Consider the following 16,747-nt stretch of genomic DNA (forward strand, 5'->3'; position numbering starts at 1 on the left):
CCAGCGGCTAGACAAGTGAATAGTTTATGCATATATTTTTGATTTATTGATTGTTTGACTGGCGTTAATTGAAAAAGATTAACGTTAGTTATTCTTTACCTCGTTTATTTTGAGATATTCGTCTATATAAGCCTCCACTTCTTGTTTTTTCTCCGCGTCTTCAATGAGATTAAAAATTGGTAATAGATTTTCTAAGCCGTCAAAGTAAACGAACCGAGCATTATCTTCGCTTATCGTTTTAGCCCATTCTGTTCTGTCAACTTTAGGGTTTGAAAGGGAGGTTGTGTCTATGAATATTTTAGATGGATCGCCGCCAATCGCCTCGAAAGCTATTGTCAGATTAGTAACATCCTTGAACGCTGTGGAGTCTATTGGATCAAGGAAGCCGGAGAATAATCCAAAACAATCATTTAAAGCTACTCTGAAGCTGCTTTCTACTGCATTACGTCGCTCCGTTCCCGTATATTCGGCTCGGTAATCTAAACTAAACTTTGCTCCTGTAAACAAAGAAAGTAAGACGTGGGTGCCATATTTTTTAACAAGTTCGGCTGGTTCCAATGATTTACTGTCCGCTTGAAAGTCTGCGGTTAAATAGGGTATTAGTTGACTATTCCTGCCAGATAGTGTGAGACGTCTGTATTTTATATAGGAATCATAGAGACCATAGATGTATTGATCTTCCTGTGGATCTGTATCGGGGAACGGATGCGTGATATTTCCTTTAAAATAGCCGATATTCGATGTGCCTTCTGCTAACCATTTAGTAAAATTTTCCGCATCAGTTGCATATATAGATTTGAAACTCGAATTAAGTACACGAAGTACATCGAAACTACCGGAATTATCCTGCACAAATGACGGGGTATTAATTACCGGTTCTTTAATGGAAGTCTTATGTGAATGCTTGCCAGTTATATCATAGCCGAATCCCAAGAAGTTGTAATCTCCATATCCTTCTTCATCTGTAGTATTTCTGTTGTCAGATAGATTCTTGACCAAAAACTTGAGCTCTGTCGGTTTGTTCGTTTCCGGCTCTACAGTTTCAGGGTCCTTTGTTTTGGGATCGTTCAATGTGTTTTTCTCACAGGAGGTTGATGCAATAACAACTACTACCGCTAAGAAGAGTATTGATATGATTTTTGGTGTGTGCATTTGCTCAAGAATAATGGAATGTTTGCATTTAAGCGCCAAGATATGTATTTTATATTACTATGTTCTCGGGATTGTTGTAAATTTGCTAACATATTCATTTTCTTTTTTTGTACTAAATTGAAGTTCATATCAATAATATTATCTAACTGAAACCTATATGGAAACCCATTTTCGTCCTTTCGACGATTCCGAGTTCCGGAAAGCTATCGCAAAAAAAGAAAAATATCAATAAACGGCGTGTTCGAATGAAAATATTATATGATCATCAAATCTTTTTAGCTCAAGGCTTCGGAGGAATTTCCAGATATTTTTCCATGTTAATGGAAGGTATACAGCATACATCAAATGTATCGTATAGCTTTTCTATGTATGGTAATCATGACTATTTTCAATCAGATGAAATGGTATTAAAGCCTGACTATTTTCAAAGAAAGCGATTCCGTCGCTATCCACAAAAAATGTCGGAAGCTAATCAAAGCTATGTTTTGAAAAAATTGTTGGAAAAAGATATTGATGTTTTTCATCCGACTTATTATGATCACTATTATTTGGACGTTATTCGCAAACCATTTGTGATCACAATACATGATATGATTTATGAGAAATACGCTGGTTTTTTTTCGCCTAATGATCCGACACCCTACGAAAAGCGTGTCTTAATAGAACGAGCGGATAAAATAATTACTATATCACAAAAAACAAAGGAAGATATCCTGTATTATAATAGGATTGACGAGAATAAAATAGATGTAGTATATCATGGGGTAGATCTGGACAGAATTATAACCTACGAAGATAATATGATTCTTCCGGAGGAATATGTACTTTACGTCGGAAGCCGGTTCGGGTACAAGAATTTTCCTTTGTTCGTAGAAGCATTCAGTTACCTACCTACCAAGAAGAAAGATTTAAAATTAATCGTTGTGGGAAGTGCTTTAGGTGTGGCAGAGAAAGAACTCCTGTATAGAAATAATATACTGGATAAAACCATACAAATGTCGGTAACAGATAGCCAACTCAATACTTTATACAAAAATGCCATCATGCTCGTTTATCCGTCTTTATATGAGGGGTTTGGATTGCCGATTTTGGAGGCCTTCAAAAACGGATGCCCCGTGCTATTGAGCCAAGCCAGCTGTTTTCCTGAGGTAGCCGGAGATGCTGCGGCCTTTTTTGAACCAACTTCCCCTGAATCGTTGGTTTATGAAATGCTCCGTATCATTGATGACACATCGTATCGGAATTCATTAATTGGCAAGGGTACAGCAAAATTGGCTATGTATGATATGGCTAAGTGTGTGAAGGGGACAATAGATGCCTACCGAAGTATTGTATGATATAGGGTGAGATTGTGTTGTAATTTACGTTTAACTCTCGGAGATCGGTAGTTAAAGCGATATTATTCATTGAATTTTTTCACCCCGAGTGCTTTCAGTAAACGAAATCCTTTGGAGGAATGAAGTCTTTCCAGCTTATTTTCTAATTTTTTTAGCTTATCTTCCAGTTTAGAATACTGTATATAATCATCGTAAAACAACGAGAATTCTTTTTCCAAAAATGTTTTTCGCTCGCATTCAATGGTATTTCTGTTTTTGGAGTCTGAGCTCATACCATCCATATAAAAGCTCGAGATGACATCCGGAATGTATTTGGTCGATTCCCGCTCTTTGATAATAACCTTAGTGAAAAACACCCAATCAGCCACAATAGTATATTTTGTTTCATATTTGCCGTATTTTTCGAATAAATATCGTCGTATAAATGTGGATGGGTGTCCCAAAGATTGGCGATAGAAGTGCTGAAATGTTAAATTTTCTGGAAAGTAATGTATGTAAAGGGGATTGCCGTCTTGTTCCATAAATTGAATATTGCCATAGACGATTCCTTCTGAAGTAAGCTTCGGAAAAGCCGTTTTGATAGTGTCGTCGTTAAAAAGTGCATCTCCACTGTTGAGAAAAAGGAGGTAATCTCCAGATGCCTTTTCGATACCTTTATTCATAGCGTCATACACCCCGCTGTCTTTTTCGGAAATCCAAATATCTATTATAGGAGATTCTTTAATAATATCTACGCTGCCGTCGGTAGAAGCGCCGTCTATTACAATATATTCGAATGCTTTGTATGTTTGTCTTTCTATAGACTTCAGCGTTTTTTTTAAACCTTCGAGATTATTGAGGTTTACTGTAATAATACTAAGCTTCATAAGTTAATTTCTCTCTGTCAAAAGATTTATTGATCAAAAATCAAATATAATATTATTTCTTACATGAAAACGAGTTGGACCCATATTTCATTATTTACTGACAGACGATCTATTGAAGTACTCATTTTTGGTCAACGCGTATATTTTTTTGTACAGGAAAGCATGTTTTACGAGCTTTGTATGGGTGGCAAATCTCCTCCATTTGTTTAGTCGATTACGCCAATTCAGCTGATTTGCGGTGTTTAGTAGTTGATCTGCCATTTTGTATGCATTCAGATGCGACATAGCAATATTCCTTAATTTTTCGCCATCCTCAGGGTTGTATTTTTCGAGTTCTCTTATTAATTCCCTCTCGTGATATTCACGATTTAGATAACGACCTGAGCAATTCTTTTTTACATACTTTGAGAAATTTTCGGGACGTAAATAACCATCAGCCTTGTTTCCGTTATATCCTCGATTATCATAAATTAAACTAGGCCTTCCGCATGCCATAGCATCGTAGATAGACCGTCCAATGCCAACGACCATATCAAAGTTGTTAATCTCTTGCTCTATGTTGTTAGTCGGGTTTTTATGTTTATTATAAGCTTCGAAACGCAATCCTTTTCTGTCGCAAACGGTGCGTAGCATTTTATTAGCTTTTTCGCTCTGACATAGGGACAATACACTCGTCAGTGTTTTATGTATCGGCTTTATTGGTTTTTTTACTTTTATATCAATCCCATTCAATACTACTTCATTGGCATAACCTAAATCTGTTAAATGATCTGCTATTTCCTGAGAAATAGCAACATGGTAATCTGCAAGAGGAGATGGCTGTTCTGGTTCGAGTATCGTGCCATGGCAAATTTGAATAATAGGTCCCCGGCCGAAAAGTTCTTTAACCGTAGTGTTATGAGTAGCAAAAATCAAATCGTATTTCTTCTGGGACATGAACGGAACCTGCAATTCCGCTTCTATTTTTTCGGAAACCAGTCCTTTATTAACGGTAAAGTATTCTACTTCGATTTTTTTTGATGCTGCAAAGGCTTTGATTAAATCAAAGGTATACATTTCTGCCCCGCCTACACGTACCAAGTCGTTTACTGCTACTAAAACTTTTTTTGGTTTTTCTCTCATAGCTTTTGATTTCGTATCAAGATAGTTTTCGCTTTATAGAATAACTTTGCAACAATTATGGTATAAGCGTATCCGATGGATCCGTTTATACTACATCTTTATATACGTAGATGTCTAAAAATATGCTACACATATGGACCCATTATCAAAAAGAGAAGACAACTCCTGTACTGGCAATCTCAAGTAAAAATTGGTGCGCAAAAAAAAAACAATTCATCCTTTTTTTGCATTTTTGTATATGCAGAAGATGAAAAAATCAATAGTTACTCAATAATTTTGAAAAAAGAAAAGTAGGGTAACTTCAGCAAATATTGTTATATCAATCTGCGATTAACGTTTATCAAACAGTTTTTTATTACGATTATATATGTCAAAAAAAAAACTTCTATTAATTTCGCCGTCAAGTTTTAATTTATATCAGCTTATTTTAAGGAATTTGGAATATTTGGGATACGAAGTAGTACATATTGAAGATCAGGGATACAAGTTCCAGTATACTTCACTATTACAACGTATCTATAACCTTATCCGTAAGGTGTTTTTAAATGATAGATATTACAAAGAAAAGTTGAAGAAGGCGTATATCTTTATAAAACAAAGAGAGATTCTGTACGCCTGTGACTCTTTTGATATAGCATTAGTGCTCAGAGCTGATTATTTTAAGGCGGATATCATTAATCTCGCACGTCAAAAAGCTAAGCTAATGATTAGTTTCCATTTTGATGGTATTTCTCGAGACCCAAATGTATTGGAGTATGTGCATTTTTTTGACCAATTTTATGTGTTCGATAAAGATGATCTAAAAAGGTATCCCTCCTATAACTTACTGTATTCTCCAAATTTTTATCTAGACTATCCAGGACTCCTGAAAAATCCGTATGATAAGCATTATAATGTGTATTATGTAAGTACTTTTCATGAAAGTAGAGTACAAGATTTAATTGCTATACATCAATATATGACAGAGCATTATTCCAAGGTTAAATTTGTCGTTGTTTGCTCACAATATTATGATTCTGATCCGCCTGAGTACGTAGTTGAGAATATGGAAATACGCAATGAGACGGTTTCGTTTGACGAACAATTACAACATGTTGCGAATGCCGATATTATCCTTGATTTGGTTATTTCTGATCATAAAGGGTTTTCATTTAGAATATTAGAGGGCGTTAAGTTTGGTAAAAAAGTAATCACTACTAATCCTAGGGTAATTGAAGCAGATTTTTTTCATCCTAGCAATTTCTTTATTCTAACAGATGATAATTTTGATGATATAGCTGCATTTTTAAATACTCCTTATTCTCATATTGATCCTAAAATAACAGAAAAGTATAGTTTCTCATCATGGCTACAAAGCAAAATAGAACTCCATTAAAGGGAGCCATTTTGTATTATAATGAGTTTTATATGTTGTAGTTTTTTATTTGCTATAGAACTTCGAGAAGCTAACTGTTGAATTAAAAAAATAAATTAGATTTTATTTTATGCATTTTTGTATATGGCAAGTATTAAAACACCCCTAGTCAGTATTGTTATTCCTTGCTACAATGGAGCTTCGACGATACTGGATGCTGTTCAGTCAGTTTTAGATCAAAGTTATAAAAATATTGAGATCGTTGTCGTAGATGATGGCTCAACGGATAATTCTCGTATAATTGTAGAGAAAATTATACTTTCAGACCCTAAAGTTTCTTTATATACTCAAGAAAATAGAGGGCTGTCAGCAGCGCGGAATTTTGGCTTGCGTCAAGTAAAAGGGGAATATGTGGTATTTTTGGATGCCGATGATAAGCTAAAAGGAACCTATCTTTCATTAGCGTTAGCTTATTATCTAGAAAATCCTAATACTACCATTGTCTACAGTAATATGGAATTATTTGAAAGAGAGACCGGACTATTTCCGTTGGATGCTTTCGAGATAAAGTCCTTTTTGCGGCAAAACTGTATTCCTGCATTTGCTATGGTACGGGTAAAGCAAATTAGAGCTATTGGAGGATTTGATGAATCAGTCACTTTGTGTGAGGATTGGGAATGTTGGATGCACTTATTAAAAGTTTTCGGAGGAAGCGTTCATCGGATAGAAGAAGCTCAGTATTTTTATCGGAAGCGTATCACCAATGATTCCATCTTGGATAGATATAAAGAGAATACCGAAAAACTTAAAAAGGTAAGGATATATGTGTTTTCTAAACATCAGGAACTCTATGATGAGCACGGCATGGGCTTAGAAGGCTTTTTTCAAATGGAAGAAAAGCTTAAAAAGCTTACTAAAAAATATTACAATACTTGGTATAGAAGATATTTCTATAAATGGTTTAAACCCCGAAAATATAGTTCTATTTATATTAAATAATCAATTTTTAATTAGTTGGCGCTTATTTAATAATTTATCAATAAGTATTGTCAACCTACCCCTAATAGGGTGTTTTTTTACAAGCTCTCGGCACAAGTCATAGTATGTTCTGGTAAGATCGTCTAAAACTTTTTTCATTAACAGATTCTCTTTTGCTTTCAAGAGTCGATTGTATTTTAAACTAATCTTTTTTATCCTTCTCTTAATGGTTGAAAAACTTGAATCTTGAAGTGGCGAAAAATTCCAGTACAAATTATTTCGGGAATTTGCAGTGTTTGGGTACGAGATAATCCCCACTTGTTGTTGATTATGCATTCTATAATAAAAGAGTTTTTCATTTATACTGTCGAAACAATTCTCATGACTCGATATTAGTGCAATCCATTCATCATGATGAAAGTCCTCCATCAACGGTATCGGTAGGATGTGTTGAATATAATCTTTCTTAATAGCCATCGAAGCACCCGTTGCTATATTGCCTCCGTAACACATACTTGCAAAATAGTCTATATTCCCATCTCTTTCTTTTAGAATTTTTGGGACATCCCATACTGTTAAAGCGTCCACAATGTTATCATCTTCGTCTATAAGATGTCCATTAGAGCATAATACCTTTGTGTTATATGATTTTTCGAAATAAGAAATATATCTCTCTACTTTTTGTGGTGCCCATATATCGTCATGATCACTTAGAAATACGATATCGCCAGTACAGACCTCTAATACCTGTTCGAAGTTCTTAACGCTTCTTAAATTTTTGACATTTTTTTTTACATGAAAAAGAAGCGGATATTTTCGTTGGTAGTCCTGCAAAATTTGCCAAGTATTGTCTGAAGAACGATCATCATATACAATTATCTCATCTACTTTTCTTGTTTGCGTAACAATAGAGTCCAACTGCTTATGAAGATGTTGTTCTCCATTATATGTACATAATCCAACGGATATTTTCATGATAAACCTTAATTTAACCTCTTTTATACATTAATCATATGGAAATTGATTAAAGATAATATGAATCTAATTGGGTAAATTTATCGGCATATGGTGCGGTAAATCCAACATATATGCTGCCCAATTTGAGAAGCTATACTTTTGTTTAATATCCTCTGGAAGTACCTGATAAGGCATATCAATAAATTGCTTCAATTCTGCTAAGCTTTGTTCATTCCAAATCAAAATGTTCTCAGGGCGATAGAAGTCATATTTGATAACATTCGGATTAGTTGTGATTACTTTTTTATCATAACCTATGCCTTCGAAAATACGAAAGGATAGTCCATTATGTATAGGATTTTGAATATCAAGAAGAATATGAGCATTCATAACATCAGTTAAGTTTTCTTCATAAGGAACTAAAGTGGATATTGGTGTGAGCCCGTTAGCTTGGACTAGCTGGATAATCCTTTCGTTATTAGTAGCTATTTTAATATTTCTATTTACGTTTAAACCTTTAAGCTTGTTGTCAACGTCTTTTACGATATCAATACGGCCGTCCAAATAGCTACCTATATAGTATAACGTGTTGTTACCAGAAGGTATAGAAGTTGATAAAAAATCAAAATAGAAATTGGTTGTCGGAAGTGTTGTGTCGGATTTTAAGTCAGTTGCGTCAAAAACGAAAAACCTATCCATTAAATGTAGATATTGATATATTGCAGGATACCGGTCAAGTCCGTCCCATTGATAGCCAACGAGCATACCGCACTTTTTTTTTACCAATTGGACAATTTCAAGCGGGAAAAGATCTGGGCGGATAAATAGTGCATAATCTGTGTGTTCAATAGATTTTAATTGCTCGGTAAGCCTCTCTTTGTTGTTTTTGACGAAAAGCTCACGTTTAAAATCTTTGTCGCCTAAAAATGTCTTTCTAAATAAGTTCTGTAGTCTCTGGAAGAGATTTTTGTACTTGAAATGTTCCGAAGCAGGTACTGTAATTAATGAAACGTTAAAACCTTCACTTTCAAAATTTTTTTTAAAAGCTAAAGGAAATCCTACGTGTTCAGGGATAGCTAAAATTATACTTTTACGCATGTTTAGATGTGAAAAATTTTACTAATATACAAAAATCTACACCCTCGACCCACCCATTTCACACTCATAAATTGACGTATCAATCGTACTTCTGAATCGTGATACAATCCGACGTATTTTCGGGTTGTTCATAACGTTATCTGGAGATTTCTCGTCGAAGAAAGAAAGCATATGTTTCAGTTTTTCCTTGCCAACAAATACCCCCAAGGACATCCGTTCGCGAACAATATTTTTGTATTTGCGTTTTTTCTTACGGCTTTCATACTTCAGTTCAAACTCTGTTTTGGAGACAATCTGGTGAGCAGGGAAATGTTGTCCGATATAGCGCTCATATTCGGAATAGAAAGAACCAATAAAACCATGTTCTGTATTCCAAGGCTTCAATTCGCCCACGAAGTGAAAGATTTTTGGCTGAAATTCTGCTAATAAAGGTATAGTTGTATCGATAAGCTGGTAATTATATAAAAAAGATAAAGATCCAATTTCGTCATATAATACGGTGTTAATCAACGTCTGATCGTGTCGTAAAAGTTTTTGTCTGTTTTTTCGTGCGTACGCTATCATTTTCTCCAAGTAGCCTATTTTAAGCAGACGCTCGATATTAAACAGAATCACACCGGCATTTCTGTATTGATGCTTTAAAGCGATATAGCGGTTTAGATACGCATTATGGAAGTTAAAGCCCGATTTACGTTCGATTTCTGATATATCGATAGCCATCATGAGTCCTTTATCTTCATGATTACTATTCAGAATCTGTGAAATACAAGGGGCACTTACATAAACGTCGGCATCCAGATATAAGATTTGCTCGTATTCGTCTTTAAAAAGAGCCGGCAGAAATATCTTATGATAGGTTGCCGAAGACAGTCGTCCTACCGGAAGTCCATTGATTGCTGAGAAATCAACAGTGCAATAACGTATATTTTCGTGCGCTGATACCGGAATTTTTTCCGTGTCGGGCAGACAGATGACCACGTCGAAATCCCGTTCTTCCTCTTTGTCCATAATCTGACTCGCAACAAAAGAAGCATACGGTAAATAGGCGTTATCCACACATAACGCTACAGCTTTCTTGTGTTTTGCAGGTACTGTACTCTGTTTAATCGTTGGTAGTGTATATACCATATAGTAGTGTTTAGTTCTTATCGTAATCTAAATTCGCCAAAATGAAGTACTATCTTGCAAAATATATGCCACCTATACCCGACGTTGACGTTGCATCTCCAATGTCTTGGCATACTTCATATAAGAGAAGAACGATTGGATTAACGAAAACGTTACACCATCAATGCCATGAAAAATACCTTTTTTTAAAAAATAGGCCTTAAAGAAGGCTGTAACGCCATGGACCATAGGAGAAAGTGCGTTCACTTCTTTTTCTTTTTTGATAAACTCCTCTACTTGCCAATCGGTGTATTGGTTCTTTTTGGCAATCAATTGATGGAAACTATCCCAGGCATAATGCAGCAGATGCATGTCAGATTTGTGCATATTAGTGGCGACCACACGCTGATGTACAAGATGAGAGGAGGGGCAGGCTGTATTTTTGTTAAAAAAACGACAAGCATAATCGGGATACCAATCCGCAAAATTTATTTCCTTGTCTTTTAGAAAGTTCCTCCTTTTAAAACTGTAGGCATCGTAAGGAAGCTGGAGATATTCTTTTTTTTCGAAGAATGGATAGCAATCGTCGTCTAGAAACTCATCGGTATCCACATTCAGTATCCAATCATATTGGCAGAACTGGAGACCAAAGGTTCGTTGTGGACCATCTCCCAAAAAAGGTTGAGAAATAACGATGGCTCCTAACGATTTGGCGATTTCAACGGTTTTGTCCTGGCTATGGGAGTCTATAATGATGATTTCATCACAGACTTTCTGTAAGCCTTTGATGCATTTCTCAATATACCTTTCTTCGTTGAACGTGATAACCAGTCCGCTGACGCCCATATTCATAATTTTTTTCTTTTAGACATCGTGAAATGCTATGCATTTTACCTAAGTTTGGGCAAAGATAGATAAATTAGAAAGCAAAACGATGATTCCAAAAATAATTCATTTTTGTTGGTACGGAGGAGGAACATATAGTGAAACCATTCAAAAATGTATTAAATCGTGGGAAACACTTCTGCCAGATTATGAAATTATAAGATGGGACGAATCCAATACACCATTTGAAAGCATGCCTTTTCTGAAAGTTTTATATAAACAAAAAAGGTGGGCATTCATCGCAGACTACGTGCGCTTATATGCTATATTTAAGCACGGAGGGATCTATTTTGACACGGATGTGGAGGTAATAAATACCTTTGATGGCTTGCTCGATGAAAAAGCATTTATTGGATTCCAAACGGAGATTGGGGTATCAAAATTTCCCTTTAATACAGCGGTTATTGGATGTGAGCCGGGAAATAGCTTTATAGAACTTTGCCTACAAGAGACGGAGAAACTGCAGCGTATGCGATACCATCCCATGGCAGCGCCTGTTGTATCAAGCGAACTTCTTATGAATAAATACGGTGTGGATACCTATAAAACCCAACGACTGGCAGATGTACTCGTACTTACGAAAGATTACTTTTATCCTTTTTCGTGGATGGAAACTTTTGATGAGCGTTGTATCACGCCGAATACCTTAGCCATCCATTGGTGGGAGGATTCTTGGGGAAATAAGAAGAAGAATATGGCTTATTATTGGCGATCGTTGTCTCGAAAAATAGAACGCACACCGTTAATCTTGGCCTCCCGGCTGGCCTATGCCTTTGGAAATAGAAAGGATTTCTTTTTGTATCCGCTCGACCACCATCTCCGGCGTCACTAAATCAATTGCTTCTACACCATTACAAATACACGATTTATTTCCATAGATGGAGCTGGGGCGATTAGGATGTTCTACTTGAATACAATCTTCCATAGATTGTCCATAACCCAAGAAACCCGCATAAGGATGTGTTGCTCCCCAGATGGATAAACAGCGGATACCCACCAACGATGCCATGTGCATACCGGAAGAATCCATGCTAATCATAAAGTCCAAATGGCTGATGAGATCAAGTTCACCCTTTACGCCTAATTGCCCAATGGTATTGCATACATGTGGGTATTGTTCGCTCCATGTCGTCGCGGTCTCCGATTCTTGTTTTCCACCCCCAAAGATGAAAAAGGTATATTCAGAAGCAGGAAACGTCTTGAAAATAATATCCCAATAACGCAATTTCCAGACTTTGTAGGGGTGTTGGGCAAAAGAGGCGATACCGATTTTGAAGGTTTTTGATGATAATATCGCTCGATAAGCGTCCGGTATTGGGCGTGCTTCTTTTTGTAGTTGATGCTTTAGTTTCAGTGCAAAACCAAGTGCTCTGAATACATCGGCATAACGCTCAACAGTAGGACGTAGTGGTTTGAAAATCTTATGCCTTTTTCTGGTCAATTCCTTTTTTCTATGACGTGCTTTGTCTAGGATAGAAAAACGATAACCGGCAGTTTTAAAGAACAGCGTCAGAATCCGTGAACGAATGTTGTTATGTAGATCGGCTACGTAGTCAATATCGTATTTTTTAAGTTCATTGAAAAGCCGCCATAACCCTTTGGGGCCTTTGTGTTGCTCGTCGGGAAAGATGGGGTGGAAGGTGAGGTTGGGAATGCTTTCGAAAAAAGCAGCAAACTGTGGGCGGCTTACCATCACGAGCTCTATTTGCTTATGTTGAGCACTGAGCTCTTGTAAGACAGATGCAACCATGGCCACATCTCCCATCGCCGAGAAGCGTATCACTAATACCCGGGCTTTTTTCATCTTCCTTATTGTATTTTTCTGTATAGCACAGGATTCAGAGACGGATCATTATACATTTTCATCTGTTTGTAGACCTTCATGTATTTCTCTCCCGATGCGATATCGGCAAGCAGTTCATCAATGCTTTGCGATAGATCTTCGCGCTGTTCTAATAGCACATCTAACTTCGACTGACAGGAAGCAATATGCGCTTGATCCGCGTCGGCGCGTTTGGTTTCCAGCTCCATGTGGTATATTTTCAGTGCCAAGATAGAGAGCCTGTCGATAGCCCACGCTGGGCTTTCTGTATTGATGCGCGCATGCTCTTTCGCTTGAACATCATGGAACTGCTGCAAATAATAACTATCGATATATTCTACGGTATCGGTTCGCACTTGATTTTGTTTGTCAATACGGCGTTTCCAGTTCAGCCCCTCCTCCGGTGCGATATCCGGATTGCGGACCACATCTTCCATGTGCCACTGCACGGTATCTATCCAGCACTTAAGATACAGTAAATGTTCTAAGGACTGGCTATCGTATGGATTCTCCAAAGGATGGTCAATGTCATCGTAATGATGATAATCCTCAATAGCACGTTGAAATATGTTGTTGGCAATTGCGCTGATCATAGGGGCAAAGATAATGTTTTCTTCATACTTTTTTTCTCTCAAAAAAAGTATGCAAAAAAAGTCGTCGCTTCAAATCTTTGAGAAGAGGGATAGTACTAAAGGATGAATTTCTACATACCTCAAAAATTTGGATGCGACATTGAATGTTAAGGGGGGATTGTGCAAAATGTGTAGCAAAAGCGATTAACAATGCTTCGCGGTTATGCGGATGAAGATGACATCGTCTTTTTTTGCGGGGATTTTTATGAAGGCTATTCCGTTAAAAACAAAATTCTGTTTGAGCGTAGCGAGTTTATTTTGTTTAGGAATAGACGAATAAAAATAGCAAAAACAGACAAGTCTTGACTTTTTTTTGCTTCGTTTTTTTGTGTCAAGACAAAAAAATGAAGAAATTACGTTAGCATCTGCATTAACCAATTGGGAAATATCCCTAATAAGATAACCAATACCGTTAGAATATACGCTATAATAAGCAAAACACTGATTTGTTTTTTAGCGGTTATAGGTTGATCGCTATTGTGCAAAAAGGCGTATAGTGGAATCTTGAAATAGAAAAAGAGGGAGATAACAGCTGTAAGCGCACCGACAATAAGCAGCAGGAGCGGGCCTGTATCACCCGACGACTGAAAAATAGAAAAAGTAGAAGTAAATATCATCAGCTTCGCTACAAATCCTATCGTTGGCGGTATACCGATAAGTGAGACAGCAACCAATGTAAATGCTGTAAATAATAGCGGCATCTTTTTACCCAAGCCGGCGTAGGAAAGGAGGGAAGTGGATCCTGTTTCTTGCTCTATTTGATCGATAAAAATGAAGGTAGCCAAATTCATGATGACGTAAGCTACAACATAGAATAATAAATAGCTAAAAGCATCCTGATAGGCAAATACGACCATAAGGAGCAAGCCGGTGTGGCCGATGGAAGAATACGCCATCATCCGTTTAACATCTTGTTGTCGAAGTGCAGCGAGATTACCGATAAGCATTGTGACGATGGCGACCACAATAATAAACCAAGTGCTTAGTTCTGAAAAATAAAATGCAGTGGACGACCAGGACTGGTAAAGGCGCGCAAATAGGACAATTGCACCCACTTTAGGTATAGTAGATAAAAAAGCGGTAATAGCAGTAGGCGCACCTTGATAGACATCGGGACTCCATACATGAAACGGTACAAAGCTGAGCTTAAATCCGATTCCGGCAAACACAAAAAGCAAGGCAAGTGTAACGATACCCTCGGGTGCGTCCATCAGTCCTTGTAGATGTGCGGCCGATTGGAAATCGAGGTTACCTGTTAATCCATAGACGAGCGAAAGACCATAAAGCATTACCGCGGCACATACCGATCCAAAAAGAACATACTTCATCGCAGCTTCTGATTGGACTTTATTCTGTGAAAAATAACCCACCAAAATATAAGAAGCGATAGAGACCATCTCTATACCGATAAAAGCCATTAACCAGTTACCTGTAGAGCTTAATACATGCATTCCTAATGTAGCGGCTAACAATATGGCGTATACATCACCATTATCCTTAGGGTGACGCTGTTGCAGGAAGATAGCGATGATCAGTGTACTGCAAATAATCACAAGGCGGGCATAGATACTTAATGGATCGACTACCCACATGCCCGAAAAGCCCGCTGCTGTCGTAGAAAGTTGGTCTATGAGAAAGTACAGTGAAAATGCCAACGTAACCATGCAGCCGATAAACGTGCTGTTTTTCCAACGTCTTTCTATAAAAAGAGCCATAAAAATGCACACGATAAAACCAATAATCAACGTTAGTTCCGGTTTAAATAGCGGAATGGAGGAGATTATCTGGTCGAGTATGTTGGGGATGGAGACGTTCACGTGTTTGTTATACTACAAATAGGGTTTTATTAAATCAATAAGTTGTATTACAGAAGCATTGAGGTTGCTAAAGATAAGCGACGGCATAATGCCTAAAAGCAATGCCAAAGCAAGTGCAGGAAACAAAATAATCTGTTCGCGCGTATTCAGATCGGTCAATACTTCTTGCCAAGCTAATCCACCTTTTAATCGCGTCTGTCCGAAAAACATGCGTTGCAATGTCCATAAGAAGTACACTGCACTTAATAATATCCCGATCGACCCACCGATGGCCATCCAACGGGGTACACCGGTGGCCATGCTTTCGGCGTTGAACGCACCAATGATAACGAAAGCCTCTCCGATGAAGGCCGAAAAGCCAGGCAACCCTAATGAAGCAAAAAACGCAATAGCTACATACGCAGTATACTTCGGCGTAAGCGAGGCTAGACCACGGAAGTTATAGATATAACGATCGTGTACACGGTCGTATAGCACACCGACTAAGAAAAACAACGCTGCACTGAGGAATCCATGGGAAACCATTTGGAATATAGCGCCCGATACCCCTTCGGCTGTCAATGATGCAACTCCGAGTAATACGAACCCCATATGCGATACCGAAGAATAGGCAATCATGCGTTTTAGATCCTTCTGTGCTAATGCATTGAGTGCCCCGTATAATATGGATATCACCCCAATCAAGGCAAGCCACCAATTGGTGTCCGCGGCAATATCGGGGAAAATGCTATAACAGACCCGAATGATACCGTACCCACCTATTTTCAGCAATATACCTGCAAGAATGATAGAGACCGGCGTAGGTGCCTCCACGTGTGCATCGGGTAACCAAGTGTGGAGGGGAACAATCGGTACTTTAATAGCAAAGGCGAAAAATAAGACAATAAAGCCGATTAGACGAGCTGGTATACCAAAGACTTCATGATAATTGGCAATATAAGCGAAGAAAGAACCATCCACATAGTTGGCGGGCTTCATCATATGCAACATATTGAACGTATGTGCTCCTGTTGCTGGGTTGATTACGGAGAAGTAGAGCCCTACGATAACCAAAAGCATGAGCACGGAACCTAATAAGGTATAGATAAAGAACTTGATCGCGGCATATTCACGTCGCTCGCCCCCCCATATGCCGATAAGGAAATAGAGTGGAAGCAACATAACCTCGTAGAAGACATAGAATAGGAAAAAGTCCAACGCGGAGAAAATACCCATCACGGCCGTATTCAGTATCATCAATAAGGCAAAATACCCTTTGGGACTTTTGTCGATGTTCCACGAAGCACCAACGCCCATCAGCATAACCAGCGTACTTAACACGATAAGGGGGAGTGAAATTCCGTCTAAACCGATTAAGTAGTCGATCTCCAGTTTTCCGATAGCGCCTAAATCCATGCGTATCCACGCCAACTGCTCCACAAACTGGTAGGCATCTAACTGTTGGATGCCACCCAATGTAGCATCAAAATTTCCGTATAGATAAAGCGAAACACCGAATTGCAGAAAGGTGAAACCTAAAGCAATGTATTTATAGGTCGCTTTAGCTGATGACGGCAAGGCCAAAATCAGTAATGTTGCAACCAACGGTAAAAATATCAATATGGATAACAAGCCCATTTT

General features: G+C 37.8%; 15 protein-coding genes. 4 read left to right on the forward strand and 11 right to left on the reverse strand.

Going from position 1 to position 16,747, the window contains the following annotated elements; translation table 11 throughout:
- Window positions 1-84: 84 nt before the first annotated feature.
- Window positions 85-1,152: an MAC/perforin domain-containing protein gene (locus G5B43_RS05810; protein ID WP_165293767.1), complete on the reverse strand. Its 1,068-nt coding sequence runs from the start codon at window positions 1,150-1,152 to the stop codon at window positions 85-87.
- A gap of 245 nt (window positions 1,153-1,397) precedes the next feature.
- On the opposite strand from G5B43_RS05810, the gene G5B43_RS05815 reads away from it, so the two are divergent.
- A complete protein-coding gene (locus G5B43_RS05815) occupies window positions 1,398-2,489 on the forward strand; it encodes a glycosyltransferase family 4 protein (protein ID WP_165293768.1) in 1,092 nt (363 codons plus the stop codon).
- Between the two features lie 62 nt (window positions 2,490-2,551).
- Here the strand turns inward: G5B43_RS05815 and G5B43_RS05820 are convergent, their stop codons facing one another.
- Both G5B43_RS05820 and G5B43_RS05825 read right to left on the reverse strand, forming a co-directional pair.
- Window positions 2,552-3,355: a glycosyltransferase family 2 protein gene (locus G5B43_RS05820; protein WP_165293769.1), complete on the reverse strand. Its 804-nt coding sequence runs from the start codon at window positions 3,353-3,355 to the stop codon at window positions 2,552-2,554.
- 90 nt (window positions 3,356-3,445) lie between these two features.
- On the reverse strand, window positions 3,446-4,477 hold the full coding sequence (locus tag G5B43_RS05825; protein WP_165293770.1) for a glycosyltransferase family 4 protein: 1,032 nt from the start codon (window positions 4,475-4,477) through the stop codon (window positions 3,446-3,448).
- Window positions 4,478-4,844: 367 nt separating this feature from the next.
- Here G5B43_RS05825 and G5B43_RS05830 point away from each other — a divergent pair, with 367 nt between their 5' ends.
- Complete coding sequence (locus tag G5B43_RS05830) at window positions 4,845-5,852, forward strand: glycosyltransferase family 4 protein (protein WP_165293771.1); 1,008 nt, start codon at window positions 4,845-4,847, stop codon at window positions 5,850-5,852.
- 123 nt (window positions 5,853-5,975) lie between these two features.
- Complete coding sequence (locus tag G5B43_RS05835) at window positions 5,976-6,830, forward strand: glycosyltransferase family 2 protein (protein ID WP_165293772.1); 855 nt, start codon at window positions 5,976-5,978, stop codon at window positions 6,828-6,830.
- Here the strand turns inward: G5B43_RS05835 and G5B43_RS05840 are convergent, their stop codons facing one another.
- The 4 genes from G5B43_RS05840 to G5B43_RS05855 form a co-directional block, all read right to left on the reverse strand.
- Window positions 6,831-7,784 (reverse strand): glycosyltransferase, encoded by a 954-nt coding sequence (locus G5B43_RS05840; RefSeq protein ID WP_165293773.1) that lies wholly within the window; start codon window positions 7,782-7,784, stop codon window positions 6,831-6,833.
- A gap of 66 nt (window positions 7,785-7,850) precedes the next feature.
- Window positions 7,851-8,864 carry a hypothetical protein gene (locus tag G5B43_RS05845; protein WP_165293774.1) on the reverse strand — a complete coding sequence of 338 codons (1,014 nt, stop codon included), beginning with the start codon at window positions 8,862-8,864 and terminating at the stop codon, window positions 7,851-7,853.
- A 36-nt stretch (window positions 8,865-8,900) separates the two neighbouring features.
- Window positions 8,901-9,992: a glycosyltransferase family 8 protein gene (locus tag G5B43_RS05850; protein ID WP_165293775.1), complete on the reverse strand. Its 1,092-nt coding sequence runs from the start codon at window positions 9,990-9,992 to the stop codon at window positions 8,901-8,903.
- A gap of 72 nt (window positions 9,993-10,064) precedes the next feature.
- Entirely contained in the window at window positions 10,065-10,823 is a 759-nt protein-coding gene (locus tag G5B43_RS05855) for a glycosyltransferase family 2 protein (protein ID WP_206367253.1), read from the reverse strand.
- 82 nt (window positions 10,824-10,905) lie between these two features.
- Here G5B43_RS05855 and G5B43_RS05860 point away from each other — a divergent pair, with 82 nt between their 5' ends.
- On the forward strand, window positions 10,906-11,688 hold the full coding sequence (locus G5B43_RS05860) for a glycosyltransferase family 32 protein (protein ID WP_165293776.1): 783 nt from the start codon (window positions 10,906-10,908) through the stop codon (window positions 11,686-11,688).
- Here the strand turns inward: G5B43_RS05860 and G5B43_RS05865 are convergent.
- The 4 genes from G5B43_RS05865 to G5B43_RS05880 form a co-directional block, all read right to left on the reverse strand.
- Window positions 11,599-12,660: a glycosyltransferase family 9 protein gene (locus G5B43_RS05865; protein WP_165293777.1), complete on the reverse strand. Its 1,062-nt coding sequence runs from the start codon at window positions 12,658-12,660 to the stop codon at window positions 11,599-11,601. The two genes, G5B43_RS05860 and G5B43_RS05865, sit on opposite strands and share 90 nt — an antisense overlap.
- Window positions 12,661-12,665: 5 nt before the next feature.
- A complete protein-coding gene (locus tag G5B43_RS05870; protein WP_165293778.1) occupies window positions 12,666-13,271 on the reverse strand; it encodes a DUF4254 domain-containing protein in 606 nt (201 codons plus the stop codon).
- Window positions 13,272-13,663: 392 nt separating this feature from the next.
- The gene (locus G5B43_RS05875; RefSeq protein WP_165293779.1) at window positions 13,664-15,127 is read right to left on the reverse strand and encodes an NADH-quinone oxidoreductase subunit N; all 1,464 of its coding nucleotides are present in this window, start codon (window positions 15,125-15,127) and stop codon (window positions 13,664-13,666) included.
- Window positions 15,128-15,139: 12 nt separating this feature from the next.
- Complete coding sequence (locus G5B43_RS05880) at window positions 15,140-16,744, reverse strand: NuoM family protein (protein WP_165293780.1); 1,605 nt, start codon at window positions 16,742-16,744, stop codon at window positions 15,140-15,142.
- Window positions 16,745-16,747 lie beyond the last annotated feature (3 nt).

It is taken from the genome of Sphingobacterium sp. SGR-19 (genome assembly GCF_011043555.1).
Lineage (GTDB): Bacteria > Bacteroidota > Bacteroidia > Sphingobacteriales > Sphingobacteriaceae > Sphingobacterium.

Bases quoted from the DNA above. Each gene is read 5' to 3' on its own strand.
- G5B43_RS05820 (WP_165293769.1), bottom strand. From the start codon at position 3,355: ATGAAGCTTAGTATTATTACAGTAAACCTCAATAATCTCGAAGGTTTA.
- G5B43_RS05855 (WP_206367253.1), bottom strand. From the start codon at position 10,823: ATGAATATGGGCGTCAGCGGACTGGTTATCACGTTCAACGAAGAAAGG.
- G5B43_RS05815 (WP_165293768.1), top strand. From the start codon at position 1,398: ATGAAAATATTATATGATCATCAAATCTTTTTAGCTCAAGGCTTCGGA.
- G5B43_RS05845 (WP_165293774.1), bottom strand. From the start codon at position 8,864: ATGCGTAAAAGTATAATTTTAGCTATCCCTGAACACGTAGGATTTCCT.
- G5B43_RS05835 (WP_165293772.1), top strand. From the start codon at position 5,976: ATGGCAAGTATTAAAACACCCCTAGTCAGTATTGTTATTCCTTGCTAC.
- G5B43_RS05880 (WP_165293780.1), bottom strand. From the start codon at position 16,744: ATGGGCTTGTTATCCATATTGATATTTTTACCGTTGGTTGCAACATTA.
- G5B43_RS05825 (WP_165293770.1), bottom strand. From the start codon at position 4,477: ATGAGAGAAAAACCAAAAAAAGTTTTAGTAGCAGTAAACGACTTGGTA.
- G5B43_RS05850 (WP_165293775.1), bottom strand. From the start codon at position 9,992: ATGGTATATACACTACCAACGATTAAACAGAGTACAGTACCTGCAAAA.
- G5B43_RS05840 (WP_165293773.1), bottom strand. From the start codon at position 7,784: ATGAAAATATCCGTTGGATTATGTACATATAATGGAGAACAACATCTT.
- G5B43_RS05810 (WP_165293767.1), bottom strand. From the start codon at position 1,152: ATGCACACACCAAAAATCATATCAATACTCTTCTTAGCGGTAGTAGTT.
- G5B43_RS05830 (WP_165293771.1), top strand. From the start codon at position 4,845: ATGTCAAAAAAAAAACTTCTATTAATTTCGCCGTCAAGTTTTAATTTA.
- G5B43_RS05860 (WP_165293776.1), top strand. From the start codon at position 10,906: ATGATTCCAAAAATAATTCATTTTTGTTGGTACGGAGGAGGAACATAT.
- G5B43_RS05870 (WP_165293778.1), bottom strand. From the start codon at position 13,271: ATGATCAGCGCAATTGCCAACAACATATTTCAACGTGCTATTGAGGAT.
- G5B43_RS05865 (WP_165293777.1), bottom strand. From the start codon at position 12,660: ATGAAAAAAGCCCGGGTATTAGTGATACGCTTCTCGGCGATGGGAGAT.